We start from the raw sequence: 24,581 nt of genomic DNA on the forward strand, positions 1-24,581 counted from the left end.
TATTTCTCACCGGTTAAAATGAATAGCTGTCTGCCATTTGTGGCCTGCAACTATTCATCAATGATAAACCTTATTTAATAAATGCGTTATCCGTATATCTGCGTTAAGGGAGAGTCGCGATAATGGTTTCGATCGCCGAATAGGCACCTGGCTTTGGATTTTTTCCGGTAATAGCGACCGGCACATAGGTTAACGGAACTTTCACATTCCCGTTGTCCAGTGACACGGATATCTGGCCGCCTTTCGCAGAAACGGTTTGATGGTTAGCGTCCAGCACGCGCACGCCGACATCCGGGTTGGTTGTGACAATGTCGTCCCCGGCGGCTTTGTTCGTCGTGACGTGCAGATCTATTGTCGCTGAGTCACTGCCTCCCAGACAGCGGATAGTCAGCGGTTGGGAGATGCCCGTGCCGATCTTGCCCCCGACCCCAGCCTTACCGTATTCCCCGGATAAGGTGTCAGGCATAAATACCACCGAGCCTGATTCGAGCTGGCAGGAGGCGGGAATAGTAATTTTTCCGGAGACAAAAACTTTTGTCAGAGGGTCGCCACTAATTCTCTGATGATAATATTCCTCGGTAGTTAAAAAAACATAGCCGGCAATTTTATTGTATATGGTGATGTTTCTGGCCTGAGTGGAATCTGATATTACTAAACGGACGCCGACATATTTCCACGGGAGAAATGCTGACGGTACCTTTCCGCTCGCCGGAAAGGTCCCCTCTGTCGTCACGTTGAAACCATTATAAAAGATGGAACCATTGCTGATATTAATACCTCCCATTATTCCTGGACCGAAAACGGTGCCAGAACCGCCTTCGACAAACAGGTCATCGGTGGTGTCTAACCACAGTTCTTGTGTCGAGCGGGGGCAGGAATAAGTTTCATCAGGACTCCCGCTCCAGAATGGCACGATGGGCTCCTGAGAGGCTTTGGTACCGTTGCTGTTAGCGGGAAAGGTAAAATTCTGGGTAGTGCTTACGCTGGCAAGCGCAGAGGTTAGCCAGCAGGTCGCCCTTGCGTTGTTGGCGTCTGCCCATAGCAGTACGGTAGAAAATAAAAACAAAGGGTATTTTGCTGAACGCATTTAAAGTGATACCTATACGATTTAGAGCCCGATAATATGAATCTGATGTGCAGTGAACAGAGAAAAATGAAACGGTAATTTCTTGCCCCGGGTAGCAATTCCTTTTTTAACACTATCCGCCCAATAATTATTGCAATAATGAACGTTTATTGTGAATAAATACCGCAGTCCAACTTAGGATGGCACTATTTAACATCTTAAGCCAAGTGCGGATTTTATTTTTTTTGCGCAACGTTAATCATTATTGCGCAAAATACGTATTTTAAATTTATCTATTAATTAATAGAGCGATTGAAAACTCTGAGAACGCGTTAATTAGGGTTCAGCAAGACCTGCGTGGTCGCGTTAATGATTACCCGAAGCAACGTCCTGCACCAGCCAGTCGTGGAACACCTTCACTTCATGGCGAATGGCGTGGTGCTGCGGCGTGACCAGATAGTAGGACCAGCTCAGCGGCCAGCGATGGTCGGGATGCAGCTGCACCAGCTGGTCGGTTTCAATAAGCTGCTTTACCAGCGCGCGGCGCACAATGGCCACGCCCCGTCCGCTCAGGGCCGCCAGAATGACGGCGGAGGTAGAGTTAATGTGCAGACCGCTTTCCAGAGCGGCTGGCGCACCCAACGTTCTGAACACATCCTCCCACGAGGGAAAATGTGCGCCGGGATGCGGCGTGTCGTCGTGGATCAGCTTTTGCGTGGCAAGCCATTCGCCGCAGCTTATCTTTTCCGCTGGCACCAGACGCGGGCTGCACACCAGCACCGCTTCTTCATCCATCAGCCAGGTTTTATTCACCCCGGGCCAGTCCCCCTGACCGCAGCGAAGGCCGATATCCGCCTCGCCGTGCGACACGTCCATTAGCTTTTCGGTGACGTTGAGCCGCAGATCGATGGTTTCATGCGTTTCAGAGAAGCGGTTTAGCCGCTCCATCAGCCAGTTCATCATCAGCACCTGTGAGGCGGTAACCACCACCACGGACCGCGCCCGACGCCCGCGCAGTTTGTTCAGCCCGGATTCGAGCTTGTCCAGCCCCAGCGTGATGTCCTGTAACGCGTCCTGCGCCTCGTCGACCAGCGTCAGGCGCTCTTTTCCTGAACGGGTGCGATGAAGCAGCGGATGTCCGACCCACTCTTCCAGCGAGCGAACCAGCTGACCCACGGCGGCAGGCGTTACGCCCAGCTCCCGCGCCGCGCCGGTAAAACTGCCGTGGCGGGCGGTGGCTTCAAAGGCGTGCAGCCATTTCAGACGGTTAAGCGATCGCATGGTTTTATCCTGACAAGGTATTTCCGTCAGTATACGCGAGCGGGATAGATTTTCTTTCTCGCTACGCAATTTCTTCTCAGTCGTCAGACCGGACGCAGGGTGGCACTCTGGCGCCACAGGATGAGGAGCAGCGCTTCGCATCAACGACAACGAACTGAACTGAGAGGTTTGCGATGAACGCATCTTTTGCCGGTAAAAAACTGTTAGTGGTGGGTGGTACAAGCGGTATGGGCTTCGAAACGGCGAAGCGTGTCCTCCAGGACGGCGGCAGCGTGGTGCTGGTGGGCAACCGTCAGGATAAAGCCGAGCAGGCGCAACGGGCGCTGGCAGCAGACGGGCAGGTTTCCATCATCGTCGCCGACCTGATGAAAGAAGAGGGGATGCAGCGCGTGGTGGATACCATTAACGCGGAACATAAGGACATCAGCCTGCTGGTCAACGCCGCGGGCGTGTTCTTCCCGAAACCGTTCACCGAGCATGACCTGGCGGATTACGACATCTATATGAACCTCAATCGCGCAACGTTCTTCATCACCCGTGATGTGGTGCGCAACATGATAGCGGCCGGGATCAAAGGCTCTATCGTCAATATCGGCTCCATGTGGGCGCAGCAGGCCATCGGCGCGACGCCGTCTTCAGCCTACTCGATGGCAAAAGCGGGTCTGCACGCGCTGACCAAAAACCTGGCGATTGAGCTCGGGGGTAACGGTATTCGCGTGAACGCCGTTTCTGCGGCGGTGGTTCACACGCCGATTTATGAAGGCTTTATCCCGAAAGATGACGTGAAGGATGTGATGACCAGCTTCGACAGTTTCCACCCCATTGGCCGCGTGGGGACAGCTAGCGATATCGCCGAAACCGTTGCCTTCCTGCTCTCCGACAAGACAAGCTGGGTGACAGGCGCTATCTGGGATATCGACGGCGGCGTGATGGCGGGGCGTAACGCCTGATTTCTGAGAATCGCAGGCACAAAAAAGCCCGCAGGGCTTGCGCCGTGCGGGCTCTCAGGACTTCATCAGACGACTCTGGTGATCGCTGATGGAGAATTTTGGTGGAGCTGGCGGGAGTTGAACCCGCGTCCGAAATTTCTACATCCTCGGTACTACATGCTTAGTTTGTCTTTACATTCGCACGCCAGCTGCGGACAGACACGCCACTAACGAACTAGCCTGATTAGTTTTAGCACTTCAACCCCAGGCAGGGCATCCGCGCGATCTCTTTTGGGTTTGACCTCTCTTGATCCCCGTCTTAAGAGCGGAAGCTAGGGAGAGAGGGCTCAGAGCAGGTTATTAAGCTGCTAAAGCGTAGTTTTCGTCGTTTGCGACTATTTTTTTGCGGCTTTTTACGAGGCAAACCGCCCCTCGGCATGCACCTTGGGTTTCGCAAATCCCGTCGAATCCAGAATCAGCCCCAATAGTGTTAAGCGAGTATACCAGATTTTGCTTCCTGGATACCAGCCCGGAACGCTAACTTATTGAATCGTTCAATAAGTATTCTAAAACTAACGGCCTGCGTGCTTCATGATGCGCGCTTTATCGACTTGCCATTCACGATCTTTCGCGTCGTTACGTTTGTCGTGCTGCTTTTTACCTTTCGCGACGCCGATTTTTACTTTGCACCAGGCATTCTTCCAGTATAACGACAGCGCCAGTACGGTATAGCCTTCGCGGTTGATGCGTCCGAAGAGCGAATCCAGCTCACGTTTGTTCAGTAGCAGCTTACGGGTACGGGTCGGGTCGCACACGTAGTGCGAAGAGGCCACCGTCAGCGGCGTAAAGTTTGCGCCAAATAAAAAGGCTTCGCCGTCTTTAAAGATAACGTAGCTATCGCCAATGTTAGCCTTGCCCGCGCGCAGTGATTTTACTTCCCAGCCCTGCAACGCAAGACCTGCTTCGAATTCTTCTTCGATGAAATACTCATGGCGAGCACGCTTGTTGAGCGCGATGGTCGCCGAGCCAGGTTTATGTGCTTTTTTCTTCGTCATAAGTGTCGTAAAGCCGTAGGTAATCTGATGTCAAAAAGTCACCTCATTGCATCCTGTGAGGTCTAACGCGCTATATTAGCACGAGATGAGGCTTAGCGTTTTTTTAACAGGTGATAAATGTTATTATTTGTCTGTTGTGTGACCATGGAAAATGCTATGCCTCAGATTAGTCGTACTGCGCTCGTGCCTTACAGCGCGGAACAAATGTATCAGTTAGTGAACGACGTTCAGTCCTACCCGCAGTTTATTCCGGGATGCACCGGTAGCCGGGTGCTGGAATCAGGCCCGTCGCAGATGACTGCCGCTGTGGATGTCTCCAAAGCCGGGATCAGCAAGACGTTCACCACCCGCAATACGCTGACCGATAATCAGAGTATTTTGATGCATCTGGTCGATGGTCCGTTTAAAAAGCTGATGGGAGGCTGGAAATTCACGCCGCTGAGCGCGGATGCCTGTCGCATTGAATTCCATCTCGATTTTGAATTTACCAACAAGCTGATCGAACTGGCGTTTGGCCGCATCTTCAAAGAGCTGGCCTCGAACATGGTTCAGGCATTCACGAACCGCGCCAAAGAGGTCTACAGTGCCGCATAAGATTGCTGTGGAAGTGGTGTATGCGCTGCCGGAAAAACAGTATCTGCAACGCGTAATGCTCGACGAGGGCGCCACCGTCGAAGCGGCTATTCATGCGTCTGGTATTCTGGAACTGCGCAGTGATATCGATCTGACGAAAAACAAAGTGGGTATTTACAGCCGTCCGGTGAAACTGGCTGACGTGGTGAAAGAGGGCGACAGGGTCGAGATTTATCGTCCGCTGATTGCCGATCCGAAAGAGCTGCGTCGTCAGCGCGCGGAGAAATCGGGTAAGTAGCGCTTTCTTTCCCCGGAGGCGCTGCGCTTACCGGGGCTACGATTCTGCGCAAGGGTTCAGACACAAAAAAGGTGCTCAATGAGCACCTTTTTGCATTTCTGACGCTGGGTTACTTGGTCAGAGCAGGTTTATTGTCGATGTTGGTTAACACGCCGCTGCTGTTGAAGGTCAGCGTCAGAGTTTGCTGGGTCACATCTTCGTGGCCTGGCTGCTGACGGAATACATAGAACCAGGTGTTTGTGCCGAACGGATCGGACATCATCGGGGTTCCCAGTGCATAAGCGACCTGCTGTTGTGTCATCCCCACACGGATTTTGGACACATCGTTAGGGGTAAGGTAGTTCCCCTGGTTGATGTCAGGACGGTAAACCACTTTCTCCAGAGTGGAACAGCCTGCGGTCAACATCAGAAGAACCGCTGCGGCAGCGGTCAGCATTTTACAACGCATAGTGATTTGATTCCTTTTCGGGCCCGAGCAGAACGCGGCTCATATGTAATATGCCGATGATAATAGACCTTGCCCCACTTTGAAACCGGTCTGGCGGCGTTTTTATTGTTCTGTATGACCCTGAGATCCCGAAAAAGTTTACGCAGCCAGCAGTTCTTTCGCGTTCGCGAGCGTGTTGCGTGTGACTTCGCTACCGCCCAGAAGGCGCGCCAGCTCCTGCAAACGCGAGCGCTTGTCTAACGGCTTCATGTGCGTTTCGGTCATTTCACCATCCGTTTCTTTACTGACGATAAAGTGGTGGTGTCCACAGCCCGCCACCTGCGGCAGGTGAGTCACGCACATGACCTGGGTTGATTCGCCCAGCTGACGCAGCAGTTTACCCACCACGGCAGCGGTCGGGCCGCTGATGCCCACGTCCACTTCATCGAAAATAAGCGCCGGGGTTTCCATTTTACGCGCCGTAATGACCTGGATAGACAGCGCAATACGGGACAACTCACCGCCTGAGGCGACTTTAGAAATCGGCTGCAACGGCTGGCCCGGGTTTGTCGTCACGCGGAATTCAATACGATCCGCGCCTTCAGCCGTCAGATGATGTTCTTCAAAGCGCACATCAATCGTGAACACGCCGTGTGGCATCGCCAGCGAGTGCATACTGTCGGTGATATGCTGGCTCAACTCTTCGGCATAGTGCTGACGAACGTCATGCAGCTGTTTTGCGGTCGCCAGCGCCTGCTGGTGATGCAGATTGACCGCCAAAGACAGGGTTTCAAGCGAGTCGGCCTGATCGTCGAGCTGCTGTTGTTCATCCAGCAGAGACTGATAGAAGGCGGGCAGCTCTTCCGGCGTGACGTGGTGCTTGCGCGCAAGTGAAATCTGCCGGGAGATGCGCTGCTCAAGTTCGAACAGACGATTTGGATCGAGATCGAGGCGTTCGCAGTAGTGGCGCAGTTCATCACCCGCTTCAGAGATCTGAATCGCCGCCTCTTCCAGCATATCCAGCACGCCCGAAAGCTTGCCGTCCATTCCCGTCAGCTCGGTGACCAGCTGACGCACGTTATACAGCTGGCTTTGCAGATTGACGTCTTCACCATCGGCGATCATATTCAGAGCGGTCTGGCTGGTGGAGAGCAACTGACCGCTGTTTGCCAGTCGTTTGTACTCTTCGTCGATTTGCTCGAACTCACCCGCCTGCGGATTAAATTCGTTCAGCTCTTTCAGCTGGTATTCCAGCAGCTCGGCTCGCGCGGCGCGCTCCTGGCTCTGCTGCTGATGCTGTGCCAGTTCGCGGCAGCTCTGGTGCCACTGACGGTAGTGTTCAGCCATCAGCTGAGTAAGCGCGTACTCACCTGCGTAGCCGTCCAACAGGGCTTTCTGCTGCTCGGGTTTAATCAGCTGCTGGTGAGCGTGTTGACCGTGGATCTGAATAAGCAGCTGGCCCAGCTCACGCAGCTGGGAGAGAGGCACGGCGGTACCGTTGATAAAGCCACGGGAGCGGCCATCGCTGCTGATGACGCGGCGAAGTAAACACTCACGTCCGTCTTCCAGCTGGTTAGCTTCAAGCCAGCGCAGGGCCGCAGGGGTGTCTTTCAGGGAAAAGCGGGCGCAGAGATCGGCGCGGTTTGCGCCTGCGCGCACCATATCGCCTTCGGCCCGGCCGCCAAGACACAAGCCGAGCGCATCAATTGCAATGGATTTACCTGCGCCGGTTTCACCGGTGATTGCCGTCATACCACTGCTGAAGTCGATTTCGAGTTCACGAACAATGGCGAAATTGCTGATGGTCAGTTGTGCCAGCATAATTGTTTTCCTGTATGAAAAACCATGACTGTGTTTTCATACAGTATAAACTGGTTTTTTATACAGTAAAGTACTGGATGCTAAATCAGAACAATTTTTTTGACCAGCCGAGCTTTGAGCTTAATGTATTGAAATAGCTGTAGTCTTTTGGATGTATCAGGTTCAGATGATAATCGCAGCGGCGAATCAGCACGTCCTCACCCTCCTGAATAGGCAGCGCAATCTGGCTGTCGCAGCTAATCTCAAGGTCATTACGACGGTGTGAGAAACGCAGGCGGATGGTGCTGCTGCTGTTAATGACCAGCGGACGGGCAGAGAGGGTGTGCGGGAACATCGGTACCAGGGTGATGGCGTCCAGCGACGGCGTAAGGATAGGGCCGCCCGCCGAGAGGGAATAGGCGGTGGAACCCGTCGGGGTAGAGATAATCAGGCCGTCGGAGCGCTGAGAGAAAGCAAATACTTCGTCGATATAGACTTCAAATTCAATCATGTGCGCCACTTTACCCGGGTGGAGAACCACCTCGTTAATGGCGGTGCTGATGCGCTTCTGGCAGTCTTTCTGGCACACCTGCGCTTCAAGCAGGAAGCGTTTCTCGCTGATATAGTGGCCTTCCAGCACGTCGGCGAGCTGCTGCTGGGCGTTATCGGGGTCGAGATCGGTCAAAAAACCGAGGTTGCCACGGTTAATGCCGATAACCTTAATATCGTAACGTGCCAGCGTGCGGGCCGCGCCTAGCATATTACCGTCGCCGCCGACGACCACGGCGAGATCCGCCTGCTGGCCAATTTCTGCCAGCGTGCCGGTCTTCACGCTTTTGAGCTTTAGCTCCTGGGCAATTTGCTGTTCGACCATCACTTCATAGCCTTTGGCGCACAGCCAGCGATACAACATTTCATGTGTCGTCAACGCGGTAGGGTGACGCGGATGTCCGACGATCCCGATACACTTGAAATGATTATTCATTTTCTGGTGGTCCTTGTGCCTAATGAATGATGACAATCTGTCTTGTTCCCTTGAATCCCGGAAACTGATCCCCATAATAAGCGAAGTTAGCGAGATGAATGCAGAAAAACGCGGAGAAATTCATGAGTAGTAAAGAACAGAAAACGCCTGAGGGGCAAGCCCCGGAAGAAATTATCACGGAACAGCACGATGAAGTTGAGACCGTAGAGTCTGAAGCATCTGCTGAGCAGGTGGACCCGCGCGATGAGAAAATTGCGAATCTGGAAGCCCAGCTTTCAGAAGCACAGAATCGTGAACGCGAGGGCGTGCTGCGCATCAAAGCGGAAATGGAAAACCTGCGTCGTCGTACCGAGCTGGACATTGAGAAGGCGCATAAATTTGCGCTGGAGAAGTTCGTTAACGAATTGCTGCCGGTGATTGATAGCCTGGATCGCGCGCTGGAAGTGGCTGATAAAGCTAACCCGGACAACGCGGCGATGATCGAAGGTATTGAGCTGACGCTGAAGTCCATGCTGGACGTGGTGCGTAAGTTTGGCGTGGAAGTGATTGCCGATACCAACGTGCCGCTGGATCCCAACGTTCACCAGGCGATTGCGATGGTGGAATCTGACGACGTTGAAGCCGGTAAAGTGCTTGGCGTGATGCAGAAAGGCTACACCCTGAACGGTCGTACCATTCGTGCTGCGATGGTCACCGTGGCAAAAGCGAAAGCGTAATTGTCATCCGTAGCGCCGGGTGGCGGTTCCGCCTGACCCGGCGCTACGTTTTATTCGGCGATACTTTCCCGAATTGGCGTCACCGGCAGGACTTTCACCTGCTTGATCATATTGTCCTGCACGTCCAGGATATCAATATCGTATTGCTCAATACGCACTCGGGTGCCCGCCGCCGGGATCTCTTCCAGCGCTTCCAGAATCATCCCGTTAATCGTACGCGCTTCGTCTTCCGGCAGATGCCAGTTAAAGGCTTTGTTGAGTTCGCGGATGTTGGCGCTACCGTCAATCAGCACCGAACCGTCGTTCTGCGGCGTGACCTCTTCCGCAAGGGAAGGGGACATTGAGGTAGTAAAGTCGCCAACAATCTCTTCCAGAATATCTTCAACCGTCACCAGCCCCTGAATATCGCCGTACTCGTCCACCACCAGGCCGACTTTCTTTTTATTGCGCTGGAATTTCACCAGCTGCGTGCTGAGCGGCGTCCCTTCCGGAACATAGTAAATCTCGTCGGCGGCGCGCAGCAGCATCTCTTTAGTGAACTCTTGTTTCTCGGTCATCAGACGATAGGCTTCGCGCACGCGCAGCATGCTGATGGTATCGTCCAGCGAATCGCGATAGAGCACAATGCGCCCGTGCGGGGAGTGGGTCAGCTGGCGGACGATGGCTTTCCAGTCGTCGTTGATATCGATACCGACGATTTCATTGCGCGGCACCATGATGTCGTCAACGCTGACTTTTTCCAGATCCAGCACCGACAGCAGCATGTCCTGATTCCGACGGGAGATCTGCGAGCGGGATTCATTCACCAGGGTACGCAGCTCGTCTTTGCTCAGCGCGCTGCTGATGGTGACGTCGGCTTTGATACCCACCATGCGCATCAGCAGGCGCGTGACCATATTCAGCAGCCAGACCAGCGGCATCATCAGGATCAACAGCGGAGCCAGCAGGAAGCTGCTCGGATAGGCGACCTTTTCGGGATAGAGTGCCGCGATGGTTTTCGGCAGCACTTCGGCAAAGACCAGCACCACGAAGGTCAATACGCCGGTCGCAATCGCCACACCGGCGTTGCCGTACAGGCGCATCCCGACGATGGTCCCCAGCGCGGAGGCGAGAATGTTGACCAGGTTGTTACCAATCAGCACCAGGCTAATCAGGCGGTCCGGCTTACGCAGCAGCTTTTCTACACGACGTGCGGCGCGGTTACCCTGTTTAGCGCGATGACGTAACCGATAGCGGTTCAGCGTCATCATGCCGGTTTCCGAGCCAGAGAAATAGGCGGAGATGACCACCATGACGATCAGCGTAACGATCAGCGTGGTGGTAGAGATGTGTTCCAGGGGGAACTCCTTTATAACTTAGCCAGCAAATTGCTGTATGAAACGGCTGCCAAAATAGGCAAGCGTGAGAATGCCTGCACCCGCCACGTTGAACCAGACCACGCGGCGACCGCGCCAGCCTTCATGATAATGGCCCCATAACAGGACAATATAGACAAACCACGCAACGATGGAGAGAACCGCTTTGTCGATATTCTCCACGCTGAACAGGTTATGCATATAAAACAGACCCGTGCAGAGCGTCAGCGTCAACAACACAACGCCGACCTGGGTGATATGGAACATCTTACGCTCAATCACCATCAACGGCGGCATTTCATTGCTGAAGGCCAGCTTTTTGTTCTTCAGCTGGTAGTCAATCCAGGCCAGCTGCATGGCGTAGAGGGCCGCGATGATTAGCGTAGCGTAGGAGAACAGCGACAGGCCGATATGCACCAGCATACCCGGCGTGGTTTCCAGATGCGTGATGAACTCATTGGGCATAAAGGTCGCTAACGCCAGATTGATCAAGGCAAACGCATAGACGATGGGCAGCAGCAGCCAGCCGCGATTTTTAGACGCTACGATGGTCATCACCGTACAGATCATCAGGCTGACCAGCGAGCCGACGTTCAGCACGCTCAGGTTTTGCACGCTGCCGTCGCCCGGGATAATGCGTGATTCCAGCGCAAAGGCGTGGCTAACCAGCGCGATCACCGCCGAGAGAATTGCCATGCGCCGCCAGCCGCTGTTTTTTTGCAGCAGGCCAGGGATGATCAGCGCAAGACTGACAGAGTAGGCAACAAGGGCGATCAGGGCGAAAACAGGCATATAGGCGTTGACAGTCGTCTTAATAAGAAAGAGAAGCAGTATAACGTTACGTGACGCCTGCTCCAACCGTTGCATAACAACAAAGGCGCCTTCATGTTATACTCCGGCAAAATTCTGTGTATGTGTCGCTCATGGCGGCCCAACGTTTCTACTCAGGCGAGAGACAATGTTTGATAATTTAACCGATCGTTTGTCGCGCACGCTGCGCAACATCAGCGGCCGCGGACGCCTTACTGAAGAGAACATCAAGGAAACGCTGCGCGAAGTGCGCATGGCGCTGCTTGAAGCAGACGTCGCGTTGCCTGTGGTGCGTGATTTCATCAACCGTGTGAAAGAAAAAGCGGTTGGTCATGAAGTTAACAAGAGCCTGACCCCGGGTCAGGAGTTCGTCAAAATCGTCCGTAACGAACTGGTTTCGGCGATGGGCGAAGAGAACCAGGTGCTTAATCTGGCGGCTCAGCCTCCGGCTGTTGTGCTGATGGCGGGCTTGCAGGGTGCCGGTAAAACCACAAGCGTGGGTAAGCTCGGTAAATTCCTGCGCGAGAAGCACAAGAAAAAAGTGCTGGTGGTGTCTGCTGACGTTTATCGCCCTGCGGCGATCAAACAGCTTGAAACCCTGGCAGAGCAGGTCGGCGTAGATTTCTTCCCGTCTGACGTTGCCCAAAAGCCTGTCGACATCGTTAACGCGGCGCTGAAAGAAGCGAAGCTCAAATTCTACGACGTGCTGCTGGTGGATACCGCCGGTCGTCTGCACGTTGACGAAGCGATGATGGACGAAATCAAACAGGTTCACGCCTCTATCAACCCGGTAGAGACCCTGTTTGTTGTCGATGCCATGACCGGCCAGGATGCGGCGAATACCGCGAAAGCCTTTAACGAAGCGCTGCCGTTGACCGGTGTGGTACTGACCAAAGTGGACGGTGACGCCCGCGGCGGTGCGGCGCTGTCTATTCGTCATATCACCGGCAAGCCGATCAAATTCCTCGGCGTTGGCGAGAAGACTGAAGCGCTTGAGCCGTTCCACCCGGATCGTATTGCCTCCCGTATTCTCGGCATGGGCGACGTGCTGTCGCTGATCGAAGATATCGAAAGCAAGGTCGACCGCGCGCAGGCTGAGAAGCTGGCGAGCAAGCTGAAAAAAGGCGACGGCTTCGATCTGACCGACTTCCTTGAGCAGCTGCGTCAGATGAAAAACATGGGCGGCATGGCGAGTCTGATGGGCAAACTGCCGGGCATGGGCCAGATCCCTGACAACGTTAAATCTCAGATGGATGACAAAGTGCTGGTGCGTATGGAAGCGATCATCAACTCGATGACGCTGAAAGAACGTGCGAAGCCAGAAATCATCAAGGGCTCGCGTAAACGCCGTATCGCGGCGGGTTGCGGGATGCAGGTCCAGGACGTTAACCGTCTTCTGAAACAGTTCGACGACATGCAGCGCATGATGAAGAAAATGAAGAAAGGCGGCATGGCGAAAATGATGCGCGGGATGAAAGGCATGATGCCGCCAGGATTCCCAGGCCGCTAATCGGCCTGGCTTGTTTGCCATTTTGACGCCGGGGAGTGCTCGACAAAACACTATGTGTTTTGAACGCCCTTTAGGGCGGCCCGAAGGGCGAGCGGAGCGAGTAAATGCTCACGTACTACGTGTACGCTCCGCTTTCTGCGCGCTCGCCGACGCCAAACTGGCAGCACCGCCGACGGCCTTTTAACGCTGACTAATCAACTGTTGATTGCATTTTCCCCAGAAATCAGTAAAATTTTCGGGCTTTTAATATGACACCGGGCTCCTTCCCTCGATGGGGCCCGGTGTTTTATTCACACAAGAGGATGTTATGGTAACTATTCGTTTAGCACGTCACGGCGCGAAAAAGCGTCCGTTCTACCAGGTTGTTGTAACCGACAGCCGTAATGCACGCAACGGTCGCTTCATCGAGCGCGTTGGTTTCTTCAACCCACTGGCCGCTGGCGCAGAAGAAGAAACTCGTCTGGATCTGGATCGTATCGCTCACTGGGTTGGCCAGGGCGCTACTCTGTCCGATCGCGTTGCGACGCTGATCAAAGCCGCTAACAAAGCAGCTTAATCTGTCACGGTGGTCATGATGAGCAATAAAGCACCTGTTGAACCGATCGTATTGGGAAAAATGGGTTCTTGCTACGGTATCCGTGGTTGGCTCAGAGTGTTTTCCTCCACCGAAGACGCCGAAAGCATCTTCGATTACCAGCCCTGGTTTATCCAGAAAGGCGGTAAGTGGGAAGAGGTCGAGCTGGAAAGCTGGCGTCACCACAATCAGGATATCGTCATTAAGCTGAAAGGCGTTGACGATCGCGATGCTGCGAATCTGCTGACTAATTGCGAAATTGTCGTTGATTCATCGCAATTGCCGAAACTGGACGACGGCTACTACTGGAAAGACCTTATCGGTTGCCAGGTAGTGACCACCGAAGGTTATGGTCTGGGTAAAGTCATCGATATGATGGAAACCGGATCCAATGACGTTCTCGTCATTAAGGCAAACCTGAAAGATGCGTTTGGCATCAAGGAGCGGTTGGTTCCGTTCCTCGATGGGCAGGTTATCAAGAAAGTCGATCTCGCTACTCAGACTATTGAAGTAGATTGGGATCCTGGTTTTTAAATTCTCCTGAAAACGGTAAAAGACGGCGCTATGTGGATTGGCATAATTAGCCTGTTTCCTGAAATGTTCCGCGCGATTACCGATTATGGGGTAACTGGCCGGGCAGTAAAAAATGGCCTGCTGAGTATCGAGAGCTGGAGTCCACGCGACTTCACTCATGACCGGCACCGTACCGTGGACGATCGTCCTTACGGCGGCGGACCGGGGATGTTAATGATGGTACAACCCTTGCGGGATGCCATTTCAGCAGCAAGAGCCGCGGCAGGTGAAGGCGCAAAGGTGATCTATCTGTCACCTCAGGGACGCAAGCTTGATCAAGCGGGCGTGAGCGAACTGGCAACGAATCAAAAGCTGATTCTGGTCTGTGGTCGCTACGAAGGGATAGATGAGCGCGTAATACAAACCGAGATTGACGAAGAATGGTCTATCGGCGATTACGTTCTCAGCGGTGGTGAGTTACCAGCGATGACGCTGATTGACTCGGTTTCCCGGTTTATTCCGGGGGTACTGGGGCATGAAGCTTCAGCAACGGAAGATTCCTTTGCTGATGGATTGCTGGACTGCCCACACTATACTCGTCCTGAAGTGTTAGAAGGGATGGATGTCCCGGCAGTTTTACTGTCTGGAAACCATGCCGAGATACGTCGCTGGCGTCTGAAGCAGTCGCTGGGCCGAACCTGGCTTAGAAGACCTGAACTTCTGGAAAACCTGGCTCTGACTGAAGAGCAAGTAAAGTTGCTGACCGAGTTCAAAACTGAACACGCGCAGCAGCAGGAACATGATGGGATGGCCTGAGGCCCCCAAATATCAGTTTACCCAGGATAAGAGATTAAATTATGAGCAACATTATTAAGCAACTTGAACAAGAGCAGATGAAGCAGGACGTACCTTCCTTCCGTCCAGGTGACACCGTGGAAGTGAAAGTATGGGTTGTTGAAGGTTCCAAAAAACGTCTGCAGGCATTCGAGGGCGTGGTTATCGCTATTCGTAACCGCGGTCTGCACTCTGCATTCACTGTTCGTAAAATTTCCAACGGCGAAGGCGTTGAGCGTGTCTTCCAGACTCACTCTCCGGTAGTTGACAGCATTGCTGTTAAACGTCGTGGTGCTGTACGTAAAGCTAAACTGTACTACCTGCGTGAGCGTACTGGTAAGTCTGCTCGTATCAAAGAGCGTCTTAACTAAGATTCGCTTAAGCGACATCCTGTCAGAAGGGCTGGCCGAAAGGCTGGCCCTTTTTTTATCTAAAAGCACACGCCTTACATTAACCGTTTTGACATAAATCATTTACAATGCCTGCTCTTTAGCGGAGGGGCAGTGGATAACCGACGGCATCAGCATAACCGGACACGCGCAGCGGCACTGACCGCGCTGTTTGCGATCCTGCTGATCGTGGTAGCGCCGCTGATCTCCGTGTCGCTGCAAAAAGATCCCATGAGCGCTATGCCCGGAATGCACCACGACATGAGTATGATGTCGATGGGCGATGGTCAGGGCGACGTGCAACACTCCCTGCCTGTCGATCACGCTGAAGCGTGCGGCTACTGCGTGCTGCTGGCGCATGTGCCGGGCGTGATGCTCGCGCTTATCGTGCTGCTCAGCGCGATAGTGCAAAGGCTTCGGATTAAGCCACCGCCACAGGCGGTGAGCCACTGGCATTTTTTCCCCTGGCTGTATCCCGATACGCGCGCGCCGCCGCGCTGGTCTGCTTTTTCCCTTTAAAAACAAAATTACTCACTTTTTGCCTTAAAAAGGAAAAGTATGACTACCTGCACCTCACGCGCGGCATGGGTTAACCTGCTGCGTCGGCTTCATTTCTATATCGGGCTGTTTGTTGGCCCGTTCATCTTCTTTGCTGCGCTAACCGGCACGCTGTACGTCGCGACGCCGCAGCTGGAAAACAATCTCTATCGACAGGCTCTGCATGGGAGCACAGCCGGTGAAGCGCAGCCGCTGGCGGAACAGATTGCCGTGGCGGAAAAAGCCACGGGCAACGCGCTACGTTTACATGCCGTGCGTCCGGGGCTGAGCGACGGCGAAACAACGCGCGTGATGTTCGCCGATCCTGCGCTGGGGCCTTCCGAAAACCGCGCTATCTTTGTCGATCCCGTCACGCTCGACGTGCGCGGCGATATGACGGTCTACGGCACCAGCGGAATATTGCCGCTGCGCCAGAAAATTGATTATCTGCACACCTCCCTGATGCTGGGGAACATCGGGCGACTCTACAGCGAGCTGGCCGCGTCATGGATGTGGCTGGCCGCGCTCGGCGGCATTGCGCTGTGGTTTTATACCCGTCCGAAGCGTCGCATCAACAACCGCTTCCAGAAGCGCCGCCGCGTTCACGTAACGCTGGGATGGCTTCTGCTGGGCGGGATGCTGCTGTTTTCCGCCACCGGGCTGACCTGGTCACAGTGGGCGGGCGGCAACGTCGATAAGCTGCGCGCAGAAATGAACTGGCTCACACCGCAGGTCAATACGCAGCTCTCCGGCGCCCCTGCGACGATGGATGAGCACGCTGAGCATCACGCCCATCATGGTGGGATGGCGATGCCATATATGGCTCTGGATTTGACGCAGTTTGACGATGTGCTTCACGCTGCCCGCCGCGCCGGGATCGAGGCGAATAAACTGGAGATCCGCCCGGCGAAAGCAATGGATCGGGCCTGGACGGTCACGGAAATCGATCGCAGCTGGCCGACTCAGGTCGATGCGGTCTCGGTCGATCCACACTCGATGCAAATCCTCGACAGAACCCGGTTTGAGGATTTCCCGCTTATGGCCAAACTGACCCGCTGGGGTGTGGATTTCCATATGGGCATTTTGTTTGGTCTGGTTAACCAGCTGCTGCTTATCGCGTTCGGCGCCGCGCTATGCGTGCTGATTGTCTGGGGATACCGCATGTGGTGGATGCGTCGTCCGGCAACATCGCGAACGGATCCGGTGCAAACGCTAAGTCAGAGCTGGCTGGCGCTCTCAGGGTGGGGAAGGGCGTTGACGCTGACGATCGCCGTGCTGCTGGGACTGGCGATGCCGGTGATGGGCGGCAGTTTGCTGCTGTTCATTGTGGTTGACTGGCTGCGCTGGCGAGCGGCAGTGAATGTGTCGCTCGCTGAATCATCCGCTAAATAACCCTAAGGCGTGCTGATGACTACCGCGACGCGGCGGTTCTCAGCACGTCCTTTCGCCGTGCTGTTGCTGGCGACCGGATATTTTTTGCCCAGCCCCTGAGTGGTGAGGTTGCTGCGCGGAATATTCGCCCCCTTAGCCCAGGTGTCAGCGACAACGTTCGCGCGTTTTAAAGAGAGCGCTTCGTTATAGCCATCTTCACCGTAGTTATCCGTATGGCCGTCCATGCGGGCGTGAGTTAAACCGGTCGCCGCCAGACGCGTCGCCATCGTCTGGATCGCTTTTTCGCTCTCCGGGCGAAGCTGCGCTTCGTTTTTTCCGAACAGAATGGTGTCGGAAAGCCCCAGCGACCAGTCACCGTTTAGCTCGTTAAAACCATAGGATTGCATGGCAGCGATCTGCTCTGCGGTAAATTTTCCCTGCGGCGGCGCCTGGCAGCCTGCCAGAACCATGGAGGCGAGGACGAACGGCGCGAGGTATCGCTTTAACATATCGTATTCCTTTCTAGGATATTGTTTTTGGACGCTGGTTTTTCACCAGGTACATATTGCGATCGGCCTGCTCCAGTAATGCTTCCACAGAAGTATTTTCCCACGCCAGAGCAAAGCCAATGCTGAGTGACATCGATACGGTGTGCCCGTTGTGCAGATCGAACGGACGGATAAAGCGCTGCGAAAGCGCAGCACAGATGTGTTGAACATCCTGCTCAGCGTGGACGCCATACAGGATCATCGCAAATTCATCGCCACCAAGTCGGTACGACTGATGGCGCTTTTCGCCAAATTCCACCATCCTGCTCGCCACCTCGATAAGCACGCAGTCACCCGCCGCGTGTCCCCAGGTGTCGTTCACCCATTTGAAGTTATCGCCATCAAGGAACAGCAGGGCAGAGTTCGTTTTTGCCGATGAATCGTTCATCAGCGCCGCAATGCTGTTACGAAACGCCGCGCGGTTCGCCAGCCCGGTCAAGGGATCGTGCATGGCGGTACGCAGCAGCTGCGCATTTTTGGCCTGAAGCTTGAGCTGCCACTCTTCCATCTCGTCCAGCAGGCTGTTGAAGTCTTCACCGAAGCGGTGAAACTCCTCGATCCTGCCTTCTTTTACTCGCCGCGAGAAGTTGCGGTTCGAGCGCACGTCATGCACCACATCGGTAATATTTTGCATCGCCGTTACCATGCCCTGATGCAGGGAGCGGGTGATGGTCAGGGCAACCACAGAGGCCAGCAGAATGCAGCCGGTCAGTACGGCAAACGACATCCAGATAAAATGGCTGATAAGGCTGTCGCGCGCCGTCAGGCGAATTTCGCCGATTTTGGTGCCGTTATGCATAATCGGCTGTGAAACCGGATTGGGAAATAGCCAGCGGCTGACCAGCGTGCTCAGGGTGTCGTTATTGTCGTCAGGGTTCCACGCCCAGTAAGCGAAGCGTGCATCGCGGCTGTTAAGCACTTCAGCCACGGCGAATTGCCCCTGTTTGCCCAGGGTAGCGAGAGTTTCACCGGCGGCCAGCGGATCGTTGAAGACCAGAGAGGCTTCAAGGCTGTGGCTCATGGTGGCGCCCGTTAATTCGAGATTTTTCTGCGCATATTGTTTTAACGTCACCACCGAAGCAAAGCACAGTAATAGCCAGATAAAGGTCATTGTTATTATGACGCTTATCATGCTGATTCGTCTTAACGTTCTTTTAAACGTTGGGCGTGGCGTTGAGGTGAAATCCTTATTCATGCTTTTTATTCCGTGCCAGCATTAATACATCGGGATTAACTCTCACTCCGCTACGAGAGAGGGCATCCAGATTGACGGAAAATCTGACCTGAGGGTCGTTTATTATCAGACAAAAAGCGCTACCAATAACACATTCCGGGTTTTGCTCAGAGATTAATAACAGCGCTTTGCCCTGATATTGACGTATTAATTCAAGCTGTTCCGCAGGGGATTCATTACCAAAATAAACAGCGTCACAGGTTGCTGATAGCGCTTCCTGATGGTTATGGACGATTACCGGTTTATAGGGTAACAAAGGCTGCTCATCTTCACGACTGAGCGCTTGCGTGAAGCGGGACGTGGCGAAAATGCAGAGCGTGGGCGGGTGTGAAAGCGTGGGCCAGCGGGTATAGCTGACAATACCCGACACCATTGAACGCACCGATTTATCGGTTTCCGTTAGCGTTCCGGCCGCCACTGCACCCGCAGAAAGGAACAGCATTAACACCAGAGTCAGTCGATACATAGAGATCAAGAATGAATTTCTCACCAGAATCTGCCATGCCGCTCTGGAAATAGTTGTCCTTAAGAGTTGCGGGCAGAATACCATTGTTTATCTGAGCCGTCATTATGTCAGGAATGTAACTGAGGTGACCTAAGTTAAATCTTACAGTGATATTTATTTACGCGGGTAAAAATGCCATCAATTAAGTCGGCTGGCCTTCATGCTTTCATCCATCCCTTGCTGCCAGGCAGTATGGAGTTTGGCTGCGTTTTCTGCCGTATCACAACTCGCGGGAAATGATTTCCCCGCTAAGCCCCACGCGTGAATAAAGCCTTCTTCACACACTCGTTTCTGACCGTCGGCGTAGCCACGCAGATATTCCCCGCGATCGACACGCGCATCGTTAAAATTATCGGCCAGAGCCTGGTTATCTTTAACGGGCAGACCGTTCATGGCGTCCTCTTTTCCGGCATCAAACCAGCTGGGGCTTGTCCAGTCAGGCTGGAAAGTATAAGGGTTAATTTGGCAACCTGATAACAGCAACATCAGCAGTGCAGGAACGGTGAGGCGCATAGATATTCTCCTTTTTTAATCAGCATAGCCTGGCGGTAGAAAAGGAGTGTGTAACTTTATCTTTACGATGTTATGGGCTTAATTTTGCAATTAATTGGTTGCTGTAAATTAATATTTACGTATTTTGGATTGAAATCTTTACTTGTTGTGGTATCGTTGTTCCACCTCTGAGAGGAAACCATCTATCGCAAACGAGCTTTACAGGATCGCAATCATGCAAAAAGACGCGCTGAACAACGTACATATCACTGACGAACAGGTTTTAATCACTCCGGATCAACTGAAAGCGGAATTCCCGCTGAGCGTGGCGCAAGAGGCGCAAATTGAGCACTCTCGCCAGACCATATCGAACATCATCGCCGGTCGCGATCCGCGTCTGCTGGTGGTTTGTGGCCCATGCTCAATCCACGATCCTGAAACCGCCATTGAATATGCCCGTCGATTTAAAGCATTAGCGGAGGAGGTCAGCGATAGCCTCTACCTCGTAATGCGCGTCTATTTTGAGAAGCCACGTACCACCGTTGGCTGGAAAGGGTTGATTAACGATCCGCACATGGATGGCTCGTTTGATGTGGAAGCGGGGCTGAAAATTGCGCGTAACCTGCTGGTGGAGCTGGTCAGCATGGGGCTGCCGCTGGCAACCGAAGCGCTGGATCCAAACAGCCCGCAATACCTGGGCGATCTGTTCAGCTGGTCAGCCATTGGTGCGCGTACCACAGAATCCCAGACCCACCGCGAAATGGCATCGGGCCTGTCAATGCCGGTTGGCTTTAAAAACGGTACCGATGGCAGCCTGGCGACGGCGATCAACGCCATGCGCGCCGCCGCTATGCCGCACCGCTTTGTGGGGATCAACCAGGCGGGTCAGGTTTGCCTGCTGCAAACCCAGGGTAACCCGGACGGCCATGTGATCCTGCGCGGGGGCAAAGCACCAAACTACAGCCCGGCAGACGTCGCGCAGTGTGAAAAAGAGATGGAACAGGCGGGACTGCGCCCGGCGCTGATGGTAGATTGCAGCCATGGTAACTCCAATAAAGATTACCGTCGTCAGCCTGCGGTTGCGGAATCCGTGGTCGCGCAGATCAAAGATGGCAACCGTTCGATTATCGGTCTGATGATTGAGAGCAACATTCACGAAGGCAATCAGTCATCAGAACAACCGCGCAGCGCAATGAAGCACGGCGTGTCCGTGACGGATGCCTGCATCAGCTGGGAAACCACCGATGCCCTGCTGCGCGAGATCCACAAAGATTTAATCGGCCAGCTGGCGACGCGTCTGGTTTAAGAGGTTAGTTATGGTTGCTGAATTGACCGCGTTACGCGATCAAATTGATGAAGTAGATAAAGCGTTACTGGATTTGCTGGCGCGCCGTATGGCGCTGGTCGCCGAAGTGGGTGAGGTTAAAAGCAAATACGGCCTGCCGATTTACGTGCCGGAGCGCGAGGCCTCAATGCTCGCGTCCCGCCGCAAAGAGGCGCAGGCGCTGGGTGTCTCCCCTGATTTGATTGAAGATGTGCTGCGCCGCGTGATGCGTGAGTCCTATTCCAGTGAAAATGACAAAGGGTTCAAAACCCTTTGTCCTTCGCTGCGCCCGGTGGTGATTGTGGGCGGGGCAGGGCAGATGGGGCGTCTGTTTGAAAAGATGCTGACGCTTTCAGGCTACCAGGTGCGCATTCTGGAAAAAGAGGACTGGGCGAGCGCGCCAGAACTGATAAAAGATGCGGGCATGGTGATTGTCAGCGTGCCCATCCACGTCACGGAACAGATTATCGGCAAGCTCCCGCCGCTGCCGGAGGACTGTATTCTGGTCGATCTGGCCTCGGTGAAAAACGGTCCGTTGCAGGCGATGCTTGCGGCGCATACCGGTCCGGTGCTGGGTCTGCATCCGATGTTTGGCCCTGACAGCGGTAGCCTTGCCAAGCAGGTGGTCGTTTACTGTGATGGCCGTCAGCCGGAAGCCTATCAGTGGTTCCTGGAACAGATTCAGGTATGGGGCGCACGTTTGCACCGTATCAGCGCGGTCGAGCACGATCAGAACATGGCGTTTATCCAGGCGCTGCGCCACTTTGCCACCTTCGCCTATGGCCTGCATCTGGCAGAAGAAAACGTACAGCTTGAGCAGCTGCTGGCGCTCTCGTCGCCAATTTATCGTCTTGAGCTGGCAATGGTAGGGCGCTTGTTTGCACAGGATCCGCAGCTGTACGCGGACATCATTATGTCTTCAGAGAACAATCTGGCGCTCATCAAACGCTACTACCAGCGGTTTGGCGAAGCGATTACCCTGCTGGAGCATGGCGATAAGCAGGCCTTTATCGACAGCTTCCGTAAAGTAGAGCACTGGTTTGGCGATTACGCGCAGCGCTTCCAGAGCGAAAGCCGAACGCTACTGCGCCAGGCAAATGACAGTCGCCAGTAATGCGATGATGTATATACTAAAAGCCAGCGTTGCTGGCTTTTTTCATTATTGGGGAGCAGACATGGCTGAACCGCAGCTGTTGTTGAATTACACCGGGCACCTGCCCGAATGCCCGACCTGGAGTGCCGAAGAGAATGCCCTTTACTGGGCGGATATTCTGGAAGGCGAGATCCATCGCTACCACCTGCCAACGGCGGAGCACAGCGTTCTGTCGTTTCACGAAGAGGTCGGGTGCTTTGCCCTGCGCGAGCGCGGCGGCTTTATCGTTGCGATGCGTAACGCCATCTGGCTCACCGATAAGCACGGCCTGCTTCAGCGTAAGGTGTGCGATAACCCGTCGAATCCGCAGCTTGCGCGATTTAACGACGGCGGAACTGACCATTCTGGCCGCTTCTGGGCCGGCACGTTCTGGGGGCCGGGCGACTATAACGGCGCCATGCTGATGCGTATCGATAACGATCTGACGCCAGAAGTGATCCAGTGCGACATCCAGGGACATAACGGACTGGCGTTTAGCCCGGATCGACAGTGGATGTTCACCTCCGACACGCCCAACGGGGTTATCTATCGCACCCCGCTTGATGAACAGGGCGAGCCGGGTCAGCGAGAAGTCTTTCGTCGGTTTGAAGAGGGAGAAGGAGTACCCGATGGCGCAGCGGTGGACTTAGAAGGCTGTTACTGGAGCGCGCTGTTTGACGGATGGCGCATCGCGCGATTTTCACCGCAGGGCGAGCAGCTGGAAGAGTATCGGCTGCCGGTACGCTGCCCGACGATGGTCTGTTTTGGCGGCGAAGAGATGAAAACGCTCTTTATCACCACGACGCGGGAAAATATGGACGCGGAGGAGGTGGCGAAATATCCGCTCTCCGGTGCCATCTTCACCCTGCCGGTGAGCGTGGCAGGGATGAAGAAAAGCCGTTTTATCGAACGTTAAGCCGGATCGACCGGCACCACGTTTTCGCTGGGATAGCAGCCAAGAACTTTCATCGAGCGGGTGATCTCGCTCAGTTCTCGTAAGGCTTTCTGCATGGATGCAGACTCGAGGTTGGCCTGAATATCCAGGTAGAACATCTCTTCCCACGGATTGCCGTGAATAGGGCGCGATTCCAGCTTGGTCATGATCAGGTTGTGATTACGCAGCACCAGAAGTGCCTCTACCAGCGCACCCGCCTGCTGGCCGGTTGCCATCAGCAACGTCGTTTTCGCCGGAACTTGTTCGGACACGTTAATCGCCTTGCGCGCCAGAACAACGAAACGCGTGATATTTTGCGTCTGGTTCGCCAGGTTGCGCTCAAGCACCTGCAAGCCGTACAGCGCACCGCCCGCTTCACTGCCGAGCGCTGCAATGGCTGGAGAGTTCGCCTGCGCTACCTTTTCCATCGCCGCCGAGGTGCTCTCGGTGTACTCAATTTTCCAGTTCGGGTAGCGGTTCAGGAACTGGCTGCACTGCTGGAACGGCTGAGGATGGCTATAGACCGTTTCGATGGTGCTCAGATCCGTTGAACCGGAGACCAGCACGCAGTGATCGATAGGCACCGTCATCTCGCCAACCAGCGACAGGCTGGTGTGTTGTAGCAAGTCGTACACGTCGTTAATGGCGCCGGAGCTGGTGTTCTCAATCGGCACAACGGCGTAATCCGCCTGCCCGGTTTCAACCTGGTTGAAAATGTCGGCAAACTTCGCGCAGCCGCTTTCGATAAATTCTTCGAAATGACGCGCGGCGTACTGGCGCGCGGCGAGGTGCGAGTAGGAGCCTTTAGGTCCCAGAAACGCGACGCGGGCAGAGTGCGGGTTGGTTTTGTTCAGATGCTGTTGCAGCAGCGCCTGCTGAGTCAGAACGGAATCTTCAATGATGAGCTGGAACAGGCGGGTAATGTAATGGGCATCCAGGTGATACGCTTTGCCGAGGTGAATAAGGCGTTCCAGCAGGTCGCGTTCGCGGTCGATATCGCGAACGGGGCGGTGGGATTCCAGCTTCGCTTTGCCCACTTCCACCGCCAGCGTACGGCGTTCCGCCAGCAGTGCCAGCAGCTTCTCATCCAGGGCGCTAATTTTTACGCGCAGATCCAGTAACGGGTTTTCCGGTGTCATAGTGTTGCCTGTCTCAATTTATCGTTATCAATAAAAAAGGCCCCCCGGTGTGGGAGGCCTTGTTGTTCGTCTTCGCATTCTTTATCACACGACGAAACGCCTCCCGTTCAGGGGAAGGTAAAAAAGAATGCGAAGAAAAACGGCGTTTGTTTCATGGGGTCATCCTGTGGTTGATACCGTTAAAGTACCCGTACTGTTTTCACCCTGTCAATAAAAAACGCGCCCGGAGGCGCGTTGGCGGTACACTCAA

28 protein-coding genes, 1 other RNA gene and 1 other annotated feature are annotated in these 24,581 nt (G+C 54.3%); of the genes, 14 read left to right on the forward strand and 15 right to left on the reverse strand.

The genetic code is table 11. The features are described from left to right. Positions 1 to 103: 103 nt before the first annotated feature. Both ACSVHP_RS16440 and ACSVHP_RS16445 read right to left on the reverse strand, forming a co-directional pair. Positions 104 to 1,087: a fimbrial protein gene (locus tag ACSVHP_RS16440; RefSeq protein WP_447552454.1), complete on the reverse strand. Its 984-nt coding sequence runs from the start codon at positions 1,085 to 1,087 to the stop codon at positions 104 to 106. A 345-nt stretch (positions 1,088 to 1,432) separates the two neighbouring features. Continuing rightward, positions 1,433 to 2,347, reverse strand: coding sequence for a LysR substrate-binding domain-containing protein (locus tag ACSVHP_RS16445; RefSeq protein ID WP_447552456.1), 915 nt, complete (start codon positions 2,345 to 2,347; stop codon positions 1,433 to 1,435). Between the two features lie 173 nt (positions 2,348 to 2,520). Here ACSVHP_RS16445 and ACSVHP_RS16450 point away from each other — a divergent pair, with 173 nt between their 5' ends. Then, entirely contained in the window at positions 2,521 to 3,297 is a 777-nt protein-coding gene (locus tag ACSVHP_RS16450; protein WP_447552457.1) for an SDR family NAD(P)-dependent oxidoreductase, read from the forward strand. Positions 3,298 to 3,396: 99 nt separating this feature from the next. On the opposite strand, the gene ssrA is transcribed toward ACSVHP_RS16450, so the two are convergent. Next, positions 3,397 to 3,759, reverse strand: a transfer-messenger RNA (tmRNA) gene (ssrA, locus tag ACSVHP_RS16455). 89 nt (positions 3,760 to 3,848) lie between these two features. Then, positions 3,849 to 4,331 (reverse strand): SsrA-binding protein SmpB, encoded by a 483-nt coding sequence (gene smpB, locus ACSVHP_RS16460; protein ID WP_014071418.1) that lies wholly within the window; start codon positions 4,329 to 4,331, stop codon positions 3,849 to 3,851. Positions 4,332 to 4,487: 156 nt separating this feature from the next. Here smpB and ACSVHP_RS16465 point away from each other — a divergent pair, with 156 nt between their 5' ends. Next, complete coding sequence (locus ACSVHP_RS16465) at positions 4,488 to 4,925, forward strand: type II toxin-antitoxin system RatA family toxin (protein WP_234675647.1); 438 nt, start codon at positions 4,488 to 4,490, stop codon at positions 4,923 to 4,925. Continuing rightward, complete coding sequence (locus tag ACSVHP_RS16470) at positions 4,915 to 5,202, forward strand: RnfH family protein (protein WP_234675646.1); 288 nt, start codon at positions 4,915 to 4,917, stop codon at positions 5,200 to 5,202. Before ACSVHP_RS16465 ends, ACSVHP_RS16470 begins: the two co-directional genes overlap by 11 nt. A 109-nt stretch (positions 5,203 to 5,311) precedes the next feature. Here the strand turns inward: ACSVHP_RS16470 and bamE are convergent, their stop codons facing one another. The 3 genes from bamE to nadK all read right to left on the reverse strand — a co-directional run bounded on the left by bamE (position 5,312) and on the right by nadK (position 8,414). After that, positions 5,312 to 5,650: an outer membrane protein assembly factor BamE gene (bamE, locus tag ACSVHP_RS16475; protein ID WP_112013059.1), complete on the reverse strand. Its 339-nt coding sequence runs from the start codon at positions 5,648 to 5,650 to the stop codon at positions 5,312 to 5,314. A 138-nt stretch (positions 5,651 to 5,788) separates the two neighbouring features. After that, complete coding sequence (gene recN, locus ACSVHP_RS16480; protein ID WP_447552459.1) at positions 5,789 to 7,450, reverse strand: DNA repair protein RecN; 1,662 nt, start codon at positions 7,448 to 7,450, stop codon at positions 5,789 to 5,791. A gap of 85 nt (positions 7,451 to 7,535) precedes the next feature. Beyond that, positions 7,536 to 8,414: an NAD(+) kinase gene (gene nadK / locus ACSVHP_RS16485; RefSeq protein ID WP_234676564.1), complete on the reverse strand. Its 879-nt coding sequence runs from the start codon at positions 8,412 to 8,414 to the stop codon at positions 7,536 to 7,538. Between the two features lie 122 nt (positions 8,415 to 8,536). Here nadK and grpE point away from each other — a divergent pair, with 122 nt between their 5' ends. Beyond that, positions 8,537 to 9,130 carry a nucleotide exchange factor GrpE gene (gene grpE / locus ACSVHP_RS16490; RefSeq protein ID WP_447552460.1) on the forward strand — a complete coding sequence of 198 codons (594 nt, stop codon included), beginning with the start codon at positions 8,537 to 8,539 and terminating at the stop codon, positions 9,128 to 9,130. A gap of 50 nt (positions 9,131 to 9,180) precedes the next feature. Here grpE and ACSVHP_RS16495 read toward each other — a convergent pair whose 3' ends face one another. After that, positions 9,181 to 10,467 (reverse strand): HlyC/CorC family transporter, encoded by a 1,287-nt coding sequence (locus ACSVHP_RS16495; protein ID WP_234676573.1) that lies wholly within the window; start codon positions 10,465 to 10,467, stop codon positions 9,181 to 9,183. 18 nt (positions 10,468 to 10,485) lie between these two features. Continuing rightward, positions 10,486 to 11,277, reverse strand: coding sequence for a cytochrome C assembly family protein (locus tag ACSVHP_RS16500; RefSeq protein WP_447552461.1), 792 nt, complete (start codon positions 11,275 to 11,277; stop codon positions 10,486 to 10,488). 166 nt (positions 11,278 to 11,443) lie between these two features. On the opposite strand from ACSVHP_RS16500, the gene ffh reads away from it, so the two are divergent. The 7 genes from ffh to ACSVHP_RS16535 all read left to right on the forward strand — a co-directional run bounded on the left by ffh (position 11,444) and on the right by ACSVHP_RS16535 (position 17,044). Continuing rightward, positions 11,444 to 12,805: a signal recognition particle protein gene (gene ffh / locus ACSVHP_RS16505; protein WP_003863132.1), complete on the forward strand. Its 1,362-nt coding sequence runs from the start codon at positions 11,444 to 11,446 to the stop codon at positions 12,803 to 12,805. Positions 12,806 to 13,112: 307 nt separating this feature from the next. Continuing rightward, positions 13,113 to 13,361, forward strand: a complete 249-nt coding sequence (gene rpsP, locus ACSVHP_RS16510) for a 30S ribosomal protein S16 (RefSeq protein ID WP_234675915.1) — start codon at positions 13,113 to 13,115, stop codon at positions 13,359 to 13,361. A gap of 15 nt (positions 13,362 to 13,376) precedes the next feature. Next, positions 13,377 to 13,913, forward strand: coding sequence for a ribosome maturation factor RimM (gene rimM, locus ACSVHP_RS16515; protein WP_234675917.1), 537 nt, complete (start codon positions 13,377 to 13,379; stop codon positions 13,911 to 13,913). Positions 13,914 to 13,943: 30 nt separating this feature from the next. Then, a complete protein-coding gene (gene trmD, locus ACSVHP_RS16520; protein WP_447552463.1) occupies positions 13,944 to 14,708 on the forward strand; it encodes a tRNA (guanosine(37)-N1)-methyltransferase TrmD in 765 nt (254 codons plus the stop codon). Between the two features lie 41 nt (positions 14,709 to 14,749). Continuing rightward, on the forward strand, positions 14,750 to 15,097 hold the full coding sequence (gene rplS, locus ACSVHP_RS16525) for a 50S ribosomal protein L19 (protein ID WP_002914145.1): 348 nt from the start codon (positions 14,750 to 14,752) through the stop codon (positions 15,095 to 15,097). A gap of 132 nt (positions 15,098 to 15,229) precedes the next feature. Then, positions 15,230 to 15,634: a DUF2946 domain-containing protein gene (locus tag ACSVHP_RS16530; RefSeq protein ID WP_447552467.1), complete on the forward strand. Its 405-nt coding sequence runs from the start codon at positions 15,230 to 15,232 to the stop codon at positions 15,632 to 15,634. 39 nt (positions 15,635 to 15,673) lie between these two features. Continuing rightward, on the forward strand, positions 15,674 to 17,044 hold the full coding sequence (locus tag ACSVHP_RS16535; RefSeq protein WP_447552468.1) for a PepSY-associated TM helix domain-containing protein: 1,371 nt from the start codon (positions 15,674 to 15,676) through the stop codon (positions 17,042 to 17,044). Between the two features lie 2 nt (positions 17,045 to 17,046). Here ACSVHP_RS16535 and ACSVHP_RS16540 read toward each other — a convergent pair whose 3' ends face one another. From ACSVHP_RS16540 to ACSVHP_RS16555, 4 genes are all read right to left on the reverse strand, one after another. Continuing rightward, positions 17,047 to 17,532, reverse strand: a complete 486-nt coding sequence (locus ACSVHP_RS16540; protein WP_447552469.1) for an OmpA family protein — start codon at positions 17,530 to 17,532, stop codon at positions 17,047 to 17,049. Positions 17,533 to 17,545: 13 nt separating this feature from the next. Beyond that, positions 17,546 to 18,766 (reverse strand): diguanylate cyclase DgcN, encoded by a 1,221-nt coding sequence (dgcN, locus tag ACSVHP_RS16545; protein ID WP_447552470.1) that lies wholly within the window; start codon positions 18,764 to 18,766, stop codon positions 17,546 to 17,548. Then, on the reverse strand, positions 18,759 to 19,271 hold the full coding sequence (locus ACSVHP_RS16550; protein ID WP_447552471.1) for a YfiR family protein: 513 nt from the start codon (positions 19,269 to 19,271) through the stop codon (positions 18,759 to 18,761). The genes dgcN and ACSVHP_RS16550 overlap by 8 nt, the downstream gene beginning before the upstream one ends. A gap of 177 nt (positions 19,272 to 19,448) precedes the next feature. Beyond that, the gene (locus ACSVHP_RS16555) at positions 19,449 to 19,823 is read right to left on the reverse strand and encodes a DUF2799 domain-containing protein (protein WP_417316552.1); all 375 of its coding nucleotides are present in this window, start codon (positions 19,821 to 19,823) and stop codon (positions 19,449 to 19,451) included. A gap of 214 nt (positions 19,824 to 20,037) precedes the next feature. On the opposite strand from ACSVHP_RS16555, the gene aroF reads away from it, so the two are divergent. The 3 genes from aroF to ACSVHP_RS16570 all read left to right on the forward strand — a co-directional run bounded on the left by aroF (position 20,038) and on the right by ACSVHP_RS16570 (position 23,174). Next, positions 20,038 to 21,108, forward strand: coding sequence for a 3-deoxy-7-phosphoheptulonate synthase AroF (gene aroF, locus ACSVHP_RS16560; protein ID WP_234675931.1), 1,071 nt, complete (start codon positions 20,038 to 20,040; stop codon positions 21,106 to 21,108). Positions 21,109 to 21,118: 10 nt separating this feature from the next. Further along, on the forward strand, positions 21,119 to 22,240 hold the full coding sequence (gene tyrA / locus ACSVHP_RS16565) for a bifunctional chorismate mutase/prephenate dehydrogenase (RefSeq protein ID WP_447552472.1): 1,122 nt from the start codon (positions 21,119 to 21,121) through the stop codon (positions 22,238 to 22,240). Between the two features lie 61 nt (positions 22,241 to 22,301). Beyond that, a complete protein-coding gene (locus tag ACSVHP_RS16570) occupies positions 22,302 to 23,174 on the forward strand; it encodes an SMP-30/gluconolactonase/LRE family protein (protein ID WP_447552473.1) in 873 nt (290 codons plus the stop codon). On the opposite strand, the gene pheA is transcribed toward ACSVHP_RS16570, so the two are convergent. Both pheA and pheL read right to left on the reverse strand, forming a co-directional pair. Then, positions 23,171 to 24,331, reverse strand: coding sequence for a bifunctional chorismate mutase/prephenate dehydratase (gene pheA / locus ACSVHP_RS16575; RefSeq protein ID WP_447552474.1), 1,161 nt, complete (start codon positions 24,329 to 24,331; stop codon positions 23,171 to 23,173). The two genes, ACSVHP_RS16570 and pheA, sit on opposite strands and share 4 nt — an antisense overlap. Positions 24,332 to 24,361: 30 nt before the next feature. Then, positions 24,362 to 24,487: a sequence feature (Phe leader region), on the reverse strand. Continuing rightward, positions 24,439 to 24,486 carry a pheA operon leader peptide PheL gene (gene pheL, locus ACSVHP_RS16580; RefSeq protein ID WP_100229775.1) on the reverse strand — a complete coding sequence of 16 codons (48 nt, stop codon included), beginning with the start codon at positions 24,484 to 24,486 and terminating at the stop codon, positions 24,439 to 24,441. It overlaps the preceding feature by 48 nt. Positions 24,488 to 24,581: the final 94 nt, after the last annotated feature.

The organism is Enterobacter sp. 186315, from assembly GCF_053290175.1.